Origin of the sequence: Dietzia timorensis (assembly GCF_001659785.1) — a bacterium.
Classification (GTDB): domain Bacteria; phylum Actinomycetota; class Actinomycetes; order Mycobacteriales; family Mycobacteriaceae; genus Dietzia; species Dietzia timorensis.
This window is the reverse complement of the sequence record NZ_CP015961.1, coordinates 3,569,270-3,585,807: the sequence shown is the minus strand read 5'-3', so window position 1 is coordinate 3,585,807 and position 16,538 is coordinate 3,569,270. Positions and strand designations below refer to the sequence as shown.

Here is a 16,538-nt window from a genome sequence, read left to right as displayed (position 1 = left end):
CTCCCGTGACTACGCCGCACACCCTGCCCACATCCGTCGGTGGTGACCGCGATGTCTGGCAATCGCCGCGCCACCGCCGCGCCGTCTACGCGATCCTCGCGATCGTCGGCGGCGCCATCTTGTTCGACGGCTACGACCTCGTCATCTACGGCGCAGTCCTGCCGACCCTCATCGCGGACGAGGGCGCAATCGGAGCGCTCAGTCCGGCCGTGGCGGGCTCCCTCGGTTCGTACACGATGGTCGGGGTGATGATCGGCGCGCTTTCGGCCGGTGCCGTCGGCGACCGCCTCGGCCGGCGCAAGGTGATGCTCACCGCCATCGCCTGGTTCTCCGTCGGGATGGGACTCACCGCGTTGGCTGGCTCGATCACCGCGTTCGGTGTGCTGCGCTTCGTCACCGGCCTCGGTGTCGGCATGATCGTCGCGACCGGCGGCGCGATCATCGCCGAATTCGCCCCGCAGAACCGGCGCAACCTGTTCAACGCCATCGTCTACTCCGGCGTCCCGGCCGGTGGCGTGCTCGCCTCCGTCCTCGCGGTCGCCCTCGAGGACGCGATCGGCTGGCGCGGGCTGTTCGCCATCGGCGCGCTGCCCGTGGTGATCCTGCTACCGCTCGCCTTCTACGCGCTCCCGGAATCCCCCCGTTGGCTCGTAGCCCGCGGACGCCTCGCCGACGCCGAGCGCCTGTGCGCCGCACACGATTTCCCGGCCGAACAATTCCTCGCCGTCGACGCGGCGACTCCCGCCGAAACTACCGGCGCCACCGCCGATGACAAGAACAAGGCGCTGAGGCGCACCGGCTTCGCCGCGCTCTTCTCTCGTGCCTACCTGCCCGGCACGATCCTCATCGGCACCATGAGCTTCATCGGGCTGTTGTCGACCTACGGTCTCAACACGTGGCTCCCGCAGATCATGCAGGAAAACGGCACCAGCGCCGATAACTCGCTGTACTCGCTTTTCGCGCTCAATGGCGGCGCGGTAGTCGGGGGCCTCGTCGCCTCCTGGGTCGCCGATAGGGTTGGCGCGAATAAGATCATCACCACGACGTTCCTGATCGCCGCCCTGTGTCTGTTCCTCCTGCCGAACTCGATGCCGGTATGGCTCGTTTACCTGCTCATCGGCTTCGCCGGCATCGGCGTGCTCGGCACCCAGGTACTCACCTACGGTCTGACGTCGAACTACTTCGGCACCTCTGCCCGCGCCGCCGGCGTGGCGTGGTGTGCGGGCTTCGGCCGGCTCGGTGGCATCTTCGGCCCGCTCATCGGCGGGCTCCTCATCGGGGCCAACTTCGGTGCCGGCGCAGCCTTCTTCGTGTTCGCGACCGTCGCGGTGATCGGCGCCGTGTGCACGGCCCTGATCCCCCGCTCCCCCGCGGACGCCGAGATTCGGGTTCGGCCGGCCGGCGAACCGGTGGAGGACGAGCGGGTGCGCGAGGCGGCCACGAACTAGCGCGCCGTCCGACGTCATAGGTGTGGATAGAGCCTGTGGCAATCCACAGCCGGATGTAGCGCACCCTGTAATCCATGCCTGTGGGTCAAGCTATGGGCATGGATTACTTCTTCGGAGACGGCCTCGTAGAGCCGACGCAATGGACCACCCCGCCCAACCTCGACCTCGGCGGTGCCGGGGCGCTCGACGCCGTGGCCCTCGATTTCACAGGCGATGGAACGGAGTCCGATGCGATGTGGGATTCCGATGGCGATGGCGTCGCCGACCGGGTCGTGCTCGCTCATGGCACCGAGTACGAGGAGACCTACACCGACGACGGTGCGGGGACGTGGGCGGTTCCCTACGTGGGTGGGGCTGCGGCGGGTTCGGCCGCCGCGGGCGGAGCGCTCGGCGGACTCGGTTCGCTGAGTCCTGCGGCGCTGGGAGGAGGATCGGTGGCCGGCGGGTCCGTGATGGGCGGTGGTTCGGCCGGCGGACTGGGGTCGCTTGCCGCCGGTTCGTTGGCGCTTGGCTCGATCGGTGGTGCGCTCGGGGGAGGCTCGGCCGAGGGACTCGATGTTGAACTGCCGCCGTTACCCGAACCCCCGCCGCTGCCGGCCCCACCGGAGCTGCCGAACCTGTGCGATGTGGTGTGCCCCGAGCCCGTGCAGGGCGGGATCGGTGAGGCTCCCGCGGCTGAACCCGCGCCCGAACCCGCGCCGGAGCCGGTCCCCGAACCAGTGCCGTCGGTGGAGGAGTCGCTGGGCGAGGATCCCGATCACCTCGCCGGTCCCGACCCGGTTCCCGCGGCACCACCGGCGGGCAGTGCCGAGCTCTCGGCGATCCAAGGCGGCATCGAGGCGGCTTCGGCTGCGGCCGTGGGCTCGCTCGACGCCGCCGCCCTCGGTTCGACCGGGGGCGGCAGCGTCGATGCCGGTAGCGCCGCGGGAAGCGCCGCCGCCGGGTCGCTAGCGGCTGGGTCCCTGGGGGCCGGTTCGGCCGGTGGCGGGTCCGTGGGAGTGGGATCCGTTGGGGTCGGTTCCGTGGGCGGGGGTTCCGTGGGTGGGGGCTCCCTGGGCGCCGGGTCCTTGGGCGCCGGACTGGGCGTGCTGTCGGGGTCCGTCGGTCTCTGATGTCCCCGTCCCGCCGGGCGCCGGCCTGGACTCCGCACGGTTCGAAAGCCGCGTCGCCGCCACGAGCAGCATGCCGCCCACCAGGCAGAACACCAGGATTCTCACGAGCGCGCTCATCGTCGCCAGGTCGACGAGGAAGAGCTTTGCCAGGGAGGCGAGGAACACGAGCGCACCCACGGCCCGGGCGCCGGGCAGTGCCTTCTTCGTCGACAACAAGACGATGGCGAGGGCGAAGCATCCTACGGTGACGACCAGGTGTCCGAGGTAGAAGTACACATCGCTGCCCGAACCTGCCGTGAGGTAGAGCCCTGCATACAGGATCGTCGAGGCGATCCAGGCGAGGGAAAGGAGCGCCCACGCCCAGTTCGGCGTCGAGGTCGCCGGGCGCGTGGAGAAGAGTGCCGGCAGGGTTCGAGCGAGTACGTGGAGCGCGAAGAGGAGCATCGCGGTGGTCACCGAGAGCTGCGCCAGCGGCAGACCGGGGACGTCGGAAGGCTCATCGGGGAGCATCCACAAGTCCGGGTTGAGGATCAAGGGGATCGTCCAGACCAGTGGGATGGTGCCAATGATGCACGCCTGGGCGAGGCTATGCATCGTTCGGTTGTGCCGGTGCCAGGCGAACGCGCTCGCCGCGGACACCGACACAGTGATGCAGGAGATCCCGGCCGGCCAGTCGAGTTCGCGTGCCGTCCAGAGCAGGCCGATATTGAGGGCCATCGCCCCGAGGCTCATCGTCACTCGGCCGTACGTCACGGTTGTGGACTGCAGCCGCGAGGAGCGGAGTTGGAGGAAGATTCCGGCGGGAATGTAGACAGCCGACAGGACCAGCAAGAAGAACGGGTTCGGGTTGACCTCGAGGTCGAAAAAGAAGAGCGCGACCGGGATCGTCGGCGCCAGTGCGCACGCGCCGGTGATGAGTTCGTACGAGCGGTCGTGTTCGATGTCGCGGGCGCCGATGATCATGGCGCTTGCCGCGACTGCGGTGAGGACGGCGATGTAGCCCGCCGGGCCGAGACCGAAATCGAGCTCCTCGCCATCGGTGACATCGAACCATATCAGTACGAAGATCGCGGTCACCGTACCGAGATAGGCGACGGTGCGGACGACGCGAAGCACGATACCCAGGTGCGTGGTGGCCAGACCGGACACGAGGAACATCACGGCGACGGCCGCGAGCGTGAGTAGGGAGTGCCCGACGATCACCATCGAGACCATCGCGCCACATGCGCCGATTCCGGCAATGACAGCGGAGGTGAGTTTCCGCGCGAGACCTAGGCCACCTGCGGCGACGAGAAACACGACGAACAGGCCGATTGCCTGAGGGAGGAGCTCGTATACGGCCGAGGCGGCCACCGGGATGAGCATGAATACCGCGATCGACGTGCCGAGAAGTGCCAGCGCGCCGATGTGTGTCGATGGCCTGGCGAATAGGTGACCCTGCGGCCGAGGCGAGGTCAGATCCCGCTTGTGCTCGTGGCGCCGTTGCAACACCCAGCCGGTGATGCCGAGGACCGCTCCGACGAGGACGGCGATCCCGAGCTGCCCGAACGGGCCGACGAGATTGAACACGATGGCGAGGAAAAACGCCATACCGATGGCGGTGAGGACTCCGCCGACGATTCCGAGCACGCGGGTGACCGCGCCCTCCTTCGTCCACCATGGCTCAGGCTTGGGCTCGGCGACCCGCTTATCAACAGGTGGCAGCGGATGCTGGGCACTCCGGAACGCCGGGCCCGTATTCGCCTGTCGCACCCGATTGTGAGCGGTTTGGAAGGGCGACGTCGTCCTGTCGGCGTGCCGGGAGTTGGTCTGTGGCTGACCGGCGGCTTCCGGCTTGTCCGGCGACGGGTTCCGCGGTGCCGGCCTTGCCGCCGGAGGCGTGCTCTTCGCCGGCGCTGGAGCAGCTGGGCGGGCCGTCGCCTTGTCGGCCAAGGCGGTGGGCTTCCTCTCCGCTGCGGAGGGCGCGCCGAGCGCGTCGACGCGCGTGGCGATTCGGCTCAGGATCTCTTGGGACTGCCCGAAGGTCGCCGCCAGCTGGCGAATGTCCTTGCCGAGATCCGGCACGTTCGAGCCTAGCTTCGGGGAATCTTCGCGTGTAGTGGTCATAACCCACCGATGCGCGCGCGGGGCCGAAATGTTCCTCCTCGTCGCGTGACCTGCGCGGCAGGCGGCGCATCGTTGACCCCGCCGGACGCCCGGAACGGGGGTACGGGGCAAGCCAACCCGCCAGAATCCCGCGCCATCTCGCCGTTCTGGCCGCACAATATGCACATAATCACGCCGCTTCCGGCGGCCGGTGCAAAGGAGGCAGACACGGATGAGCGAGCGGCAGAACTACCTGTCCGGCGCGCGCGACGCTCGACAGCCCTGCCCCGGCGAGCTCCTCATCGCTTCTCCCGGGATGGACGATCCGATCTTCGGGCGCACCATCATCTACCTCATCGAACACGGCATCGAAGGCACGCTCGGGGTCATGCTCAACAAGCCGCTCGACGCCAATGTCGCCGAACTCCTCGAGCACTGGGGACAGATCCTCGCTCCCCCGCACGCGCTTTTCCGCGGCGGGCCGCTCAGCGGGGACTCCGGCGTAGCGCTTGCGGTGGCCCAGCCCGGCCGGCCGCTCCGCGACGACGAGCACGTCCACAACGTCGAATCACGGGTGTACGTCGTCGACCTGGATGCCGACCCCGATTCCCTGTCTAATGCGGTGGAGGGCGTGCGCATTTTCGCGGGCTACGCGAGCTGGGCACCGGGGCAGCTCACCGCGGAACTCGCGCGCGGGGATTGGATCGTCGCGATGGGCCTGCCGTCCGACGTCATCACCGATAAGGCCGGCGATCTCTGGGCGCAGGTGATGCGCCGGCAAGAGGCGCCACTGAGCCTGTTCTCGACCTACCCCACAGATCCGAATCTCAACTAATGGGAGAAGAAATTCATAAGTTGGGATAGCTGCGAGTACGCTCGGGCCCATGGATGACGGCGGAGACTCTCGCACTCGGGCCCCCGGGGCGCGCCCGCGCCGCGACGTCACGGCGTGGCACTGGGCGGTGCTTGCGATTTCCACGCTCGCCGCGAGCGCGACCAGCGCGTTCGTCGTGGGCGTGGCGTTTCTCATCCCCCACCTTCACGCCGCCGGGGTTTCGCTCACCGCGGCCGGGGTCCTCGTCGCGATGCCCAACGTCGGCGTCGCGTGCGCCCTCGTGGCCTGGGGCTCCCTCGTCGACGCGAAGGGCGAGCGCCTCGCGCTCACGTCCGGGGCCGCGCTGACCGCGCTGGCGATCGGCGCGTCGATGTGGACTGCGGCGGCAGGCGGCACCCAGACGGCGGGCCTGGTGTGGCTCGGCGTGCTGTTCACCTTGGGCGGCGCGGCCTCGGCGGCGGCGAACTCGGCGTCCGGGCGCGTCGTCGTCGGCTGGTTTCCGCCCCAGCGGCGCGGACTCGCCATGGGAATCCGCCAGATGTCCCAACCCGCAGGCGTCGCGGTCGCGGCGATGACGATGCCGTGGATCGCCGGAGGCCACGGGGTGTCCGCGGCGCTCGGCGTCCCGATGGCGCTGGCCGCCGCGTCGGCCGTGCTCAGCGCGCTCGTGGTCAAGGATCCGCCGAGGCCCGATAAGTCCTCGAGCAGCGCGGCCGTGCTCGGCACCTCGCCCTACCGCGTGCCCTACCTGTGGCGCATTCACGCAACCAGCGTTCTGCTCGTGCTTCCCCAAACCCTCATGCAGTCGTGGCTTCTCGTGTGGCTCGTCGTCGGCGAAGGCTGGAACGCGGTGGCCGCAGGTACCGTCGTCACGGTCACGCAGGTACTCGGCGGGATCGGGCGCATCGTCGTCGGCGGCGCCTCCGACAGGCTCCCCCACCGCAACTGGCTGCTGCGCTGGGTAGCGATGTCCGCGGCGGTGGCGTTCGGCGCGCTCACCGCCGCCGAGGCGCTCGGGGTGCCGAACTCGGTCGCCATTGCCGTCGCCGTGATCGCCTCGGTGATCGCCGTCGCCGACAACGGACTCGCCTTCACCTCGGTCGCCGAGTTCGCCGGCCCGTTCTGGTCGGGGCGGGCGTTGGGGGTGCAGAATACGATGCAGTTCCTGGCGGTCTCGGCGGCCACTCCCCTGTTCGCGGCGGTGATTTCCGGGCACGGATTTGTCTGGGCGTTCGCGCTCGCTACGCTCGCTGGGATGGCGGCGATCCCGTTGGTGCCGCGGCGCGACGAGCGCCGCGAGGACTCCGCGGAATTGCTGGGGGCTGCCGGGACGTAGCGGCGTCCCGAATCTCTACATAAGGAGAGTTGACGATGTCGGACGACGCCGCGCCGGCCCACTCCGCGACATCCGGATCGGCGCGCGCCGAAATCCGCAAGGGAGTGGCCGACGCCCTCCCGGTCGCGGTGGGGATGCTCCCGCTCGGCCTCGCGTTCGGCGTGCTCATGGTGCAGTCCGGCTTCGACTGGTGGTGGACTCCGGCATTCTCGATCCTCATCTACGCCGGATCGATGGAGTTCCTCGCCATCGGTCTGTTCCTCGCCGGCACGCCCATCGCCAGCCTCGGCGCGGCAAGCCTGCTCGTCAACTTCCGCCACATCTTCTACGGGCTGTCCTTCCCGCTGCACCTCGTCCGAAACCGGCTGGCCAAGGCGTATTCGGTGTATGCGCTGACGGACGAGACCTACGCGATCGTCTCGACGAAACCGCGCGGAACCGTCTCGGGCACCCGGGCGGTGACGGTCGCCGTGTGCTGCCAACTGTTCTGGGTGCTCCCCGGAATCGTCGGCGCGCTCGCCGGTGGATTCATCCCCGACTCCGTGCAGGGCTTCGAATTCGCGCTCACCGCGTTGTTCACCGTTCTCGCGATCGACGCAATTCGTGTCAACGCCTCGTGGTGGCCGCCGGCGGCTGCGGCCGCTTGTGGCCTGGGCGCGCTCCTCGTCGCCCCCGAGCAGATGCTCGTCCTCGGCCTGGCCGCCTACCTCGTGGTGCTCCTCGTGGTCTTCGCCGCCGGTTACCGCTCCGGCCCGCTGCTCGGTAGCGGCGGCAGCCACAGTTCACCCATGACGTCGGAGGGCGAATAGCGCAATGCCCGAACATATCTCCGCCGGCTATGTGATCGTGGGCCTCGCCGTCATGGGCCTGATAACGGTCCTGCTGCGCCTGGCTCCGTTTGTCGCGCTGTCGCGGCTGCAGCATTCGCGGATCGTGCAATTCCTCGGCATCTACATGCCCGCCGGGGTGATGGTCGTGCTCGTCATCTACACGCTGCGCGACACCTCGACGGCGGTGGCGTCGTGGGTGCCCGCGGCGGCCGGAATGGCCGTGGTGATCGGCCTGCACCTGTGGCGCCGCTCGAGCGTGCTGAGCATCTTCGCAGGTACGGCCGTGTACGTGGCCCTCGCCTCCCTGCTGGGCTGACAGGCCGCTAGGCCGACCGTCCACTAAGCCATGATGCGATCGAGGAACCTCGACGAATCCGGGATCGAGGCCATCACCGTCGAGCTGTGGTCTTCGGTCGGGTACACGTGCAGCTCCGGTGGCTGCGCGTTGAGCGCCATCTGCGCGGCGAGCGAGAGCGCGAACGGCGCCGGCACGTCGATGTCCAGCAGCCCCTGACCGAGGAATACCGGGCGGTCGTAGCCGCGGTCGGGCGTGCCCATGTAATCGCGCAGGATGCCGTAGAAGTTGGGGATCTCGCGAAGCGGCCGCGTGAGTAGCCGCGCGACCTGCGTATCCCCCACCGTCTCCTGCAGCTCGTTGTAGCACTGGACCTCGGCGGAATCGAGGAGGCCGATGCCCTCCGGGGTGAGGAACGAGTCGATGTCGAGCTCCGGGTGGGCGTCGCGCAGCGCCGTCAGGATATAGACGGAGTAGACGTTGAGCCCGCGCGGAATCGCGATCGGCGGGAAGTCCGGCGCCGCCCACTGGAAGATGGCCTCGATGTTCGCCGGTGTGCCCGTCGCGACGACGCCGCGATAGTCGAGGCCATACGGGGCGCCCAGGCCACCGGCGCGGGCCGCGGCGTTCATCGCGGCGCCGGCGCCCTGGGATTGGCCGACGACCGCGTATGTCGGCGACAGCGGGAGCCCGGAATCGCGGGCGGCGGCGACCGAATCGACGATGTTGTGCGCGGCGACCTCGCCACCCAGATAACTCATCAGTCCGGGCGTTCCCAGCCCGGCATAGTCCGAGGCCACGATGGCGAATCCCTGGTCGAGCATGTGGTTGAGGTACTCGGAGTCGCGTTCGCTGCGCGGCAGCGTCGACGGCGCGCACTGGTCGCCGAGCCCGGTGGTGCCGTGCGCCCACGCGACGACCGGCCAGCCTCCTGCGGGCGCCTCACCGCGGGGAAGGAACACGGCCGTCGAACTCAGCGCGGGCGCGCCGTTGTAGTCGACGGTGCCGTAATAGGAGCGGTGCGCCTCGCCGGCAGAGGCGAGGGAGATCGACGGATCGAGCGGAACGACCGGGCCGGACTGACCCTTGTCGAGAGTGACGCCCTCGAGGGCGCGCGTGTCGAGTCCGGACCACACGGGCTCGAGTTCCTGCGCCGTCGCAGGGGCGGCGAGGCCCGCCGTCACCAAGCACACTGCGGTGATGGATGCGCCTACGCGCGTGATGAAGGAGGCGGGGCGGGGAGACTTCGCGGGGAACATAAAGAGATTCTAGCCCCGGCAAATGTGTCGTGGGTCATATTTTCCTCCATCAGCCTCGGCGCGTGATCTGGCCGAAACACTTCAGCCACGGCGGCGAAACACGACGCTGCCACAGTGGAGAACGGTCGGGCGAGCCGCGGAACCGGTCCGCAGGCCCCCAGGAGGAGGGCGACACCAGTGATTACCCCACGTGAGCTGGACACACTCACGCTGTTCACTGCCGCCGAGGTGGCGCGGCGCAGACGTGACCGAGGGGTGCGGCTCAACGTACCCGAGGCGACGGCGCTGATCTCGTGGGAGATCGTCGAGCACGCCCGCGACGGGCGGAGCGTCGCCGAGTGTATGGAGCTCGGCCGGCACGTGCTGAGCACCGCCGAGGTGATGGAAGGGGTGCCCGCGCGGGTGCCGATGATCCAGGTGGAGGCGACGTTCGTCGATGGCACGAAGCTCGTGACCGTGCACGATCCCGTCGCGCCCGTCACGGAGGGGGAGCATTGAGCCGAGTCATTCTCGCCGTCGGCGCCGAAGCCCGCGGGCTTGCGGACCTCGGTTACCCCGTCGCCGCTCCGGGCAGGGACCTCGAACGTGCGGTGGCGGGCCTGGCCGCGGGAGGTGCCGGCGCCATGTCCTGCGATCCGTTGGTCGTGGTCCCGATGGGATTCGGCCGCGAACCCACACTCACGGCAGACTGCGCGCGCACGCTCGCGGCGATCCGTGCCCGCGACGAACGTGAGCCCGGGGCGGGATCTCCGATTGCGCTGAGCGAGCCGCTCGGGGGTTCCGCCGAGCTCATCGCGTACCTGCGCGCGGCAATGCGGCGTCACGGTCACTCCGGTGCGGCCCTCGTCGTGAGCCCGTCGATCGATCCGTTCGCCGACGCCGAGCTCTTCCGCGTCGCTCGGCTGGCCAGGCAATACGGCACACCGGAACTCGTCGAGGTCGCCTTCGACGGTGGCGCTGAACCCGACCCTGCGCTCGAGGCGGGCCTGGAACGTTGCCGCCTGCTCGGATCCCCGCGGCCGACTCTCATCCCGGCACATCTCGGCCCCGCGCCGGGGCTCGGTACCGGAGCGCCGCTACCCGGGGCGGCGGAGTACCTCTGCTCGCCCGCCGTGCTGCGCAGCCTCATCTCCACCCGGGTGGCCGCCGCGGTACACCGCCTCTCCCACGGGGACGACGGGATCCACGCCGGTTCGCACGCCGAAGACGGGCACGGCTACGCCCATTCCCACACCGACGCCGACGGCACCATCTACACCCACTCCCACTGAGCCCCTTCCCGCCACCGGCCATAGTCACAAAGGAGCAGGACATGTCAGGGTCTGTCCCCTATCTGTACGGATCGGGTGATATCGAGCTGCATCCGGGCCGCGAGACGGTCACCGTCGAGGTACTCAACACCGGCGATCGCGCCGTGCAGGTCGGCTCGCACTATCACTTCTTCGAGTCCAACCGGGCGCTGCGCTTCGACCGCGCCGCGGCGTACGGCATGCACCTCGCGATCGGCGCGGGCCTTGCTGTCCGCTTCGAGCCGGGCACAACCCGCACGGTGGCGCTCGTGCCGTTCTCGGGCTCTCGCGTGTGCGCCGGTTTCGCCGGCCTCGTCGAGGGATCGCTGGATGACGCCGGACGTCGCGACCGCGCCATGACCGCGTTGAAATCGGGTGGCTTCGAAGACACCGGACCGGCCGAAAGCACCCGGACGGGCGGACGCCCGCCGGTCCTGGGGCGCCGCGACTACGTCGACATCTACGGGCCGACGGTCGGAGACCGAGTCCCGCTCGCCGACACGTGCCTCACCGTTTCGCCGTCGATCGACTACAACGCGGCGGCCGGCGCCGGGGTCTGCGGCTACGGAGACGAGGCGGTGTACGGCGGCGGGAAGGCGATTCGCGACGGTATGGCGCAGGACCCTTCCGGAACCCGGGCATCGGGGGCCCTCGACCTCGTCATCACCGGTGGAACGATCATCGACGCGGTGCTCGGGGTCGTCAAGGGCGATATCGGGGTGCGCGACGGAAAGATCGTCGCCATCGGCAAGGCCGGCAATCCGGGCCTGCAGGACGGGGTGCACCCGGGCCTCGTCATCGGCCCGGGCACGGAGGTCGCCTCCGCCGAGCACTGCCTCGTCACCGCCGGAGGAGTCGACACACACATTCACTTCATCGCCCCGCAGCAGGTGGACGAGGCACTGTCCAACGGAGTGACCACCTTGTTCGGAGGCGGAACAGGACCGGCCGAGGGCACGAAGGGCACTACGTGCACACCCGGCGAGTGGAACATCCACCGCATGCTCGAGGCGGCCGAGGGGCTGCCGGTCAACATCGGGATTCTCGGCAAGGGCAACTCCGCGCGGCCGGAAGCCGTGGTCGAGCAGATCCGTGCCGGTGCCGCGGGCCTCAAAATCCACGAGGACTGGGGCTCCACACCGCAGGCGATCCGCACCACTCAGGCAGTCGCCGACGAGTACGACGTGCAGGTGGCGATCCATACCGACACCCTCAACGAGGGCGGATTCTATGAGGACACCGCCGAGGCGCTCGGGGAGTCCACGATCCACACCTTTCATTCCGAAGGCGCCGGAGGCGGGCATGCCCCGGACATCCTGCGCGTATGCGGGGAGCCGAACGTGTTGCCGGCCTCGACGAACCCGACCCTGCCGTACACGACGAACTCCGTGGACGAGCTTCTCGACATGGTCATGGTGTGCCATCACCTCTCCCACGACATCCCGGAGGACGTGAGTTTCGCCGACTCTCGGGTCCGGGCAGAATCCATCGCGGCGGAAACGGTGATGCACGACGAGGGCATCATCTCGATCTTCTCCTCCGACTCCCAGGCGATGGGCAGGATCGGGGAGTCGTGGGCCCGGGCCTTCCAGACCGCCCACCATTGCCGAGTCGAGCGCGGGCCACTGCCCGAGGACAACGACGACGGCTCGGACAACGAGCGGGTTCTGCGCTATGCGGCGAAAATGACGATCAATCCCGCCATCGCGGCGGGCATCTCCGAGCACGTCGGTTCCATCGAGCCGGGAAAGCTCGCGGACATCGTCATCTGGCCGGCGGATTCGTTCGCCGCGAAACCCAAGCTCGTCATCAAGGGCGGCGCGATCGTGTGGGCGCCGATGGGAGACCCCAACGCCTCGCTGCCCACGCCGCAGCCCGTGATCTACCGGCCGATGTTCGGCGCCTACGGCAAGGCGCTCACGTCGACTCGCGTGACGTTCATGTCGCAGGCGGCGATCGACGACGGCATCCCCGATCGGCTCGGCCTCGACTCGCCGTGCCTGCCGGTGCGCGGCTGTCGCGGAATCGGCAAGAAGGACATGGTTCGCAACGACCGCTGCCCGGACATCGAGGTAGACCCCGAAACCTACGTCGTCCGGGTCGACGGAGAGATCGCGACGATCGCCCCCGCCCGGACCCTGCCCCTGTCGCAGCTGCTGTACATGTCATGAGAGGAACGTCAGTGCACGACCGGCTCTCCCCGCTTTTGCTCGCGCTGCAGCTATCGGACTCGTCGTTTCCCTCGGGCATGTACACCCTCTCCCACGGTCTTGAGGGCCTCGCCCAAGACGGGGAGGTGTCGGCGGACACGCTCACCGACACTGTCCACGGGATCCTCCGGCACAACGTGGGCCCGGGGGAGTCGACGGCGCTCGCGCTCGCATGGGCCGCCTCGTCCACCACCGACCTGGACGAACTCTGCGCAGCGCTGGCCCGAATCGATCGCAGGATCCATGCGACGCGCCTGGCGAAACAGGCGCGGGTCTCGGCGGTGCGCACGGGCCGACAGGTGCTCGACCTGGCCGCTGAACTCATGGAGGACCCTGCGGTTCGCGCGTGGAACGCGTACGTCTCCGCGCGCCACTCCCCCGGTTCTGCCTCGGTGGTCATGGGCCTGGTGTACGCGCGGGGCGGGCTCGGCGCGCGAGAGGCGGTGGCGACCGATCTGTCCGCGTACCTGGCATCCCTCGCGGGCGCGGCGCTCCGCCTGCGACTCACCGACCACCGCGGCGCGCAGCGACTCATCACACGGGCGGCGCCGGTGGTCACCGAAATCGCGGACTCCGCCGTCATACGACCGATAGAGGAACTGGGCGGATTCGCGCCCGCTCTGGACATTGCACAGATGCGGCACGAAACGGCACCGGCGAGGCTCTTCGCAAGCTAGACGAAAGTAGAGGAAATGATGCACACCACCACCAACACCGGCGGCACGCCCGTGCTGCGCGTCGGCATCGGCGGGCCCGTGGGCTCGGGAAAGACCGCGCTCATCGAGGCACTCGTACCGGTGCTCGTCGATCGCGGATTGGCGCCGGCCGTGATCACCAACGACATCTATACCCAGGAGGACGCCGAGCACGTGCGACGCGAGCTCGATGGCACGCTGGCTCCCGAGCGGGTCGTCGGCGTCGAGACAGGCGCGTGCCCGCACACCGCCGTGCGGGACGATCCGACGATGAATCTCGCCGCCGGCGCGGAGATGCTCGACGCCCACCCGGAGGTCGACACACTGCTGTTCGAATCCGGCGGAGACAACCTGACCCTGACCTTTTCCCCCGCCCTCGTCGATCTGTTCCTGTTCGTACTCGACACCGCAGAGGGCGAGAAAATGCCCCGTAAGCGCGGGCCCGGGATCACCGAATGCGAGTTGCTCGTGATCAACAAGGTCGACATCGCGCAGTACGTGCGCTGCGACCTCGAGGTGATGAGCGCCGACGCCGATCGCGTGCGCTCGGGGCGGCCCGTGGTCCTCACGAACTGCCTGGACGGTACCGGAATCGCCGAGATCGCGGATTTTCTCGAATCCCACCGCGAGCGTATCTCGGCATCGGCGTGAGCGCGACTGGCCCGCACGCATCGCGCAATCCGCGGCTGTCCCCGGCAGCGGTCGCGCCGCGGCACGTGCCCAGAACGGTAGCCGAACTACCCGCGGGCGGGAATGCGCTCCCGGTCGGCTCGCCGGGCAAGGTCGGCGTCCTCGACGTCCAGTTCTCCAGGAGCGCCGGTTCCGCGAGCAGTCCGAATGCCGCGAGGTATGACGCCGGGCGCACCGTGCTCTCCGGGCGTTTCCACAAGTCCCCGCTGCAGATGATCCGGCCGCACTACGCGGACCGGGCACTCCCCGGCGTCCCCATTGCGCAGATAGCCTCGACCGGCGGCGGCGTCGTGAGCGGTGATCGACTGCGCATCGACGTTGCGGTCGACCGTGGCGCCCATGCCATCGTCACCACGCAGGGCGCTACCCGCCTGCTTCGCGCCGAGCACGGCTGGGCGTCGCAGTGCACCCGGATCGGGGTCGGCGAGAATGCGGTGTGCGAGTGGATGCCGGACGTGACAATCCCCTACGCGGGCAGCCGATTCGTCGGCGAGGTCGACGCCGTCGTGGGCGGCGGAGCCACTCTCGTGCTCGGCGAGGTGCTCACGGCGGGGCGGGCCGGCCGGGACGCACCGTGGTCCGCGGAGGCGTTCGACTCGCGGACGTCCATATCGCGACCTGGCGGCGAGCTTCTGGCGTTGGACCGCTGCGTTTTCGGGGCGGGAACCGGCCCCGGCGCCTCCGTGGCGCTGGAAGGATGCGGGGCCGTGGGCTCGCTGTTCGTGGTGTGTCCGGCGCCGGTGGACGATGTTGCCGAGGCAATGCGCGGACAGGCAGGCACCGAGGCATCGGTGAGGACGGGCGTGAGTACGCTTCCCGCTGGCGGAGCGTGGGCGCGCGTTCTGGGCGAGTCCCCGGAGCGCGTGGCTAGCGCGATGCGCCGGATGTGGTCGGCGGCGAGAGAGATCTACCTGGGCGTTCCGGCCCCCGAGCTGCGCAGCCTGTAGCTGCGCAAGCGCTAGGCGTGCTCGGCGTCGTATTCGCGGCCGTACCCGTTGGCCATCCACGCACAGACGATGAGCTGGATCTGGTGGAAGATCATCAGTGGCAACACGAGCAACCCGATCGGCTGACCGGCGAACAGCACGGCCGCCATCGGCATCCCCGTGGCCAGCGACTTCTTGGAGCCGCAGAATTGGACCACGCGCTGGTCGGCGAGCGAGAACCCGAGCAGCCGCCCCGCCAGCGCGGACAAGGAGAGCACGAGGGCGAGCAGCACGCAGCACACGAGCACGAGCCACCCCGCCTCGGCCCACGTGATCTGCGAGAACATGCCCTCGGCGACGGCCTCGGAGAACGCCGCGTACACGACGACGACGATGACGCCCTTGTCGAACAGCGAGATTCGTGGCCCGATGCGGCGGGTCAGTGGCACCACCCAACGCCGGCACAGCTGCCCCAGCAGATACGGCAGCAGCAGCTGCGCGAAGATCTTGAGCACCGAGGAGCCGTCGATGTGGACGCCCGAGGTCGTCGACATCAACGCGAGGACCAGCAACGGGGTGGCGAACACGCCGATGAGGTTCGACGCGGACGCGGACACGATCGCGGCGGGGACGTTGCCGCGCGAGATCGACACGAACGAGATCGACGACTGTACGGTCGAGGGCACCAGGGTGAGGTACAGCAGGCCTGCGGCGAGACCGGAGCCGAGAAGCGGTGTCAGCGCGAACTGGCCAAGCAGTCCGAGCACCGGGAACAAGACGAACGTGAACACGGTGACGGTGAGATGCAGTCGCCAGTGCCGCAGCCCGTCGAGCGTTTCGCGCGGGGACATGCGCGTGCCGTAGAGGAAGAACAGCAGCGCGATTCCGGCGATCGAGATCCCTTCGACCGCCCGCTCCCCCGCTCCCTTCGCCGGCAGCAGCGCCGCGACGGCGACGGCGAGAAGGATCGAGGCGATGAACCAATCGAGACCGAACTTCTTCAAACCCCTACCCACGCGCCGTGCGAAATCCATTGCCCCATTCAATCGCCGAAGCGGCCGGGAGGCCAATCGGATTCGCCCGGCAATGCGACCTCGGCGGTAACCTCGCAGGCGTGAGTACGCACGACGCAGACAGCGAGGCGGAGACGAGTTCCGCGACGGGCGAGAGGTGGCGTCCCCGTTCGCTGCGCGAAGGATCCGATCCCGATCCGCGCTTCACCCTCGCCAACGAGCGCACCCTGCTGGCGTGGTTGCGCACCTCGATGGCGCTCATCGCCGGGGCCGTCGCCCTGGAAGCCTTCGTCTCCGACGCGATCCCCCGTGCCGTGCGCATGCCGCTTGCGGTCGTGCTGCTGGTCATCGCCGCATCGCTGGCGATCTATTCGTTCCGCCGCTGGCTGCGCATGGAAGCGGCGATGCGCAATCGCCGCCCACTCCCCGCCCCCGCCGGCGCGCTCATCCTCGTCGCCGGCGTCGGCGCGGCGGCGCTGGCCCTGGTCATCGGCATCCTGTGGAACGCCTAGGGA

General features: G+C 69.0%; 15 protein-coding genes. 12 read left to right on the top strand and 3 right to left on the bottom strand.

Annotation, left to right across the window (positions count from 1 at the left end):
- The first annotated feature begins 5 nt into the window (after nucleotides 1-5).
- A complete protein-coding gene (locus BJL86_RS16575; RefSeq protein WP_231887171.1) occupies nucleotides 6-1,448 on the top strand; it encodes an MFS transporter in 1,443 nt (480 codons plus the stop codon).
- Between the two features lie 947 nt (nucleotides 1,449-2,395).
- On the opposite strand, the gene BJL86_RS16565 is transcribed toward BJL86_RS16575, so the two are convergent.
- Nucleotides 2,396-4,666 carry a DUF2339 domain-containing protein gene (locus BJL86_RS16565; protein WP_067473501.1) on the bottom strand — a complete coding sequence of 757 codons (2,271 nt, stop codon included), beginning with the start codon at nucleotides 4,664-4,666 and terminating at the stop codon, nucleotides 2,396-2,398.
- 211 nt (nucleotides 4,667-4,877) lie between these two features.
- On the opposite strand from BJL86_RS16565, the gene BJL86_RS16560 reads away from it, so the two are divergent.
- Genes BJL86_RS16560 through BJL86_RS16545 form a run of 4 tightly spaced genes read left to right on the top strand, consistent with a single transcriptional unit; the run spans nucleotide 4,878 to nucleotide 7,962 of the window.
- Nucleotides 4,878-5,480, top strand: a complete 603-nt coding sequence (locus BJL86_RS16560; RefSeq protein WP_067473499.1) for a YqgE/AlgH family protein — start codon at nucleotides 4,878-4,880, stop codon at nucleotides 5,478-5,480.
- Nucleotides 5,481-5,529: 49 nt separating this feature from the next.
- On the top strand, nucleotides 5,530-6,816 hold the full coding sequence (locus tag BJL86_RS16555) for an MFS transporter (protein WP_083657662.1): 1,287 nt from the start codon (nucleotides 5,530-5,532) through the stop codon (nucleotides 6,814-6,816).
- A gap of 35 nt (nucleotides 6,817-6,851) precedes the next feature.
- Complete coding sequence (locus BJL86_RS16550) at nucleotides 6,852-7,625, top strand: AzlC family ABC transporter permease (protein ID WP_067470903.1); 774 nt, start codon at nucleotides 6,852-6,854, stop codon at nucleotides 7,623-7,625.
- 4 nt (nucleotides 7,626-7,629) lie between these two features.
- Nucleotides 7,630-7,962, top strand: a complete 333-nt coding sequence (locus BJL86_RS16545; protein WP_067470901.1) for a branched-chain amino acid transporter permease — start codon at nucleotides 7,630-7,632, stop codon at nucleotides 7,960-7,962.
- A gap of 23 nt (nucleotides 7,963-7,985) precedes the next feature.
- Here the strand turns inward: BJL86_RS16545 and BJL86_RS16540 are convergent, their stop codons facing one another.
- The gene (locus BJL86_RS16540; RefSeq protein WP_067470899.1) at nucleotides 7,986-9,200 is read right to left on the bottom strand and encodes a lipase family protein; all 1,215 of its coding nucleotides are present in this window, start codon (nucleotides 9,198-9,200) and stop codon (nucleotides 7,986-7,988) included.
- A gap of 177 nt (nucleotides 9,201-9,377) precedes the next feature.
- On the opposite strand from BJL86_RS16540, the gene BJL86_RS16535 reads away from it, so the two are divergent.
- Genes BJL86_RS16535 through BJL86_RS16510 form a run of 6 tightly spaced genes read left to right on the top strand, consistent with a single transcriptional unit; the run spans nucleotide 9,378 to nucleotide 15,031 of the window.
- Nucleotides 9,378-9,698 carry an urease subunit gamma gene (locus BJL86_RS16535; protein WP_067470897.1) on the top strand — a complete coding sequence of 107 codons (321 nt, stop codon included), beginning with the start codon at nucleotides 9,378-9,380 and terminating at the stop codon, nucleotides 9,696-9,698.
- On the top strand, nucleotides 9,695-10,471 hold the full coding sequence (locus BJL86_RS16530) for a sirohydrochlorin chelatase family protein (RefSeq protein ID WP_067470895.1): 777 nt from the start codon (nucleotides 9,695-9,697) through the stop codon (nucleotides 10,469-10,471). The genes BJL86_RS16535 and BJL86_RS16530 overlap by 4 nt, the downstream gene beginning before the upstream one ends.
- A gap of 41 nt (nucleotides 10,472-10,512) precedes the next feature.
- The gene (gene ureC / locus BJL86_RS16525; RefSeq protein WP_075845114.1) at nucleotides 10,513-12,660 is read left to right on the top strand and encodes an urease subunit alpha; all 2,148 of its coding nucleotides are present in this window, start codon (nucleotides 10,513-10,515) and stop codon (nucleotides 12,658-12,660) included.
- Entirely contained in the window at nucleotides 12,657-13,376 is a 720-nt protein-coding gene (locus BJL86_RS16520) for an urease accessory protein UreF (RefSeq protein ID WP_067470893.1), read from the top strand. The genes ureC and BJL86_RS16520 overlap by 4 nt, the downstream gene beginning before the upstream one ends.
- Before the next feature lie 15 nt (nucleotides 13,377-13,391).
- On the top strand, nucleotides 13,392-14,045 hold the full coding sequence (gene ureG / locus BJL86_RS16515; RefSeq protein ID WP_231887077.1) for an urease accessory protein UreG: 654 nt from the start codon (nucleotides 13,392-13,394) through the stop codon (nucleotides 14,043-14,045).
- On the top strand, nucleotides 14,042-15,031 hold the full coding sequence (locus BJL86_RS16510; protein ID WP_067470890.1) for an urease accessory protein UreD: 990 nt from the start codon (nucleotides 14,042-14,044) through the stop codon (nucleotides 15,029-15,031). Before ureG ends, BJL86_RS16510 begins: the two co-directional genes overlap by 4 nt.
- A gap of 11 nt (nucleotides 15,032-15,042) precedes the next feature.
- On the opposite strand, the gene BJL86_RS16505 is transcribed toward BJL86_RS16510, so the two are convergent.
- Nucleotides 15,043-16,044, bottom strand: a complete 1,002-nt coding sequence (locus BJL86_RS16505; RefSeq protein ID WP_067470888.1) for a bile acid:sodium symporter family protein — start codon at nucleotides 16,042-16,044, stop codon at nucleotides 15,043-15,045.
- An 80-nt stretch (nucleotides 16,045-16,124) separates the two neighbouring features.
- Here BJL86_RS16505 and BJL86_RS16500 point away from each other — a divergent pair, with 80 nt between their 5' ends.
- Nucleotides 16,125-16,535, top strand: coding sequence for a YidH family protein (locus BJL86_RS16500; protein ID WP_067470912.1), 411 nt, complete (start codon nucleotides 16,125-16,127; stop codon nucleotides 16,533-16,535).
- Nucleotides 16,536-16,538 lie beyond the last annotated feature (3 nt).

Bases quoted from the DNA above. Each gene is read 5' to 3' on its own strand.
- ureC (WP_075845114.1), top strand. From the start codon at position 10,513: ATGTCAGGGTCTGTCCCCTATCTGTACGGATCGGGTGATATCGAGCTG.
- BJL86_RS16505 (WP_067470888.1), bottom strand. From the start codon at position 16,044: ATGGATTTCGCACGGCGCGTGGGTAGGGGTTTGAAGAAGTTCGGTCTC.
- BJL86_RS16540 (WP_067470899.1), bottom strand. From the start codon at position 9,200: ATGTTCCCCGCGAAGTCTCCCCGCCCCGCCTCCTTCATCACGCGCGTA.
- BJL86_RS16550 (WP_067470903.1), top strand. From the start codon at position 6,852: ATGTCGGACGACGCCGCGCCGGCCCACTCCGCGACATCCGGATCGGCG.
- ureG (WP_231887077.1), top strand. From the start codon at position 13,392: ATGATGCACACCACCACCAACACCGGCGGCACGCCCGTGCTGCGCGTC.
- BJL86_RS16560 (WP_067473499.1), top strand. From the start codon at position 4,878: ATGAGCGAGCGGCAGAACTACCTGTCCGGCGCGCGCGACGCTCGACAG.
- BJL86_RS16555 (WP_083657662.1), top strand. From the start codon at position 5,530: ATGGATGACGGCGGAGACTCTCGCACTCGGGCCCCCGGGGCGCGCCCG.
- BJL86_RS16545 (WP_067470901.1), top strand. From the start codon at position 7,630: ATGCCCGAACATATCTCCGCCGGCTATGTGATCGTGGGCCTCGCCGTC.
- BJL86_RS16565 (WP_067473501.1), bottom strand. From the start codon at position 4,666: ATGACCACTACACGCGAAGATTCCCCGAAGCTAGGCTCGAACGTGCCG.
- BJL86_RS16520 (WP_067470893.1), top strand. From the start codon at position 12,657: ATGAGAGGAACGTCAGTGCACGACCGGCTCTCCCCGCTTTTGCTCGCG.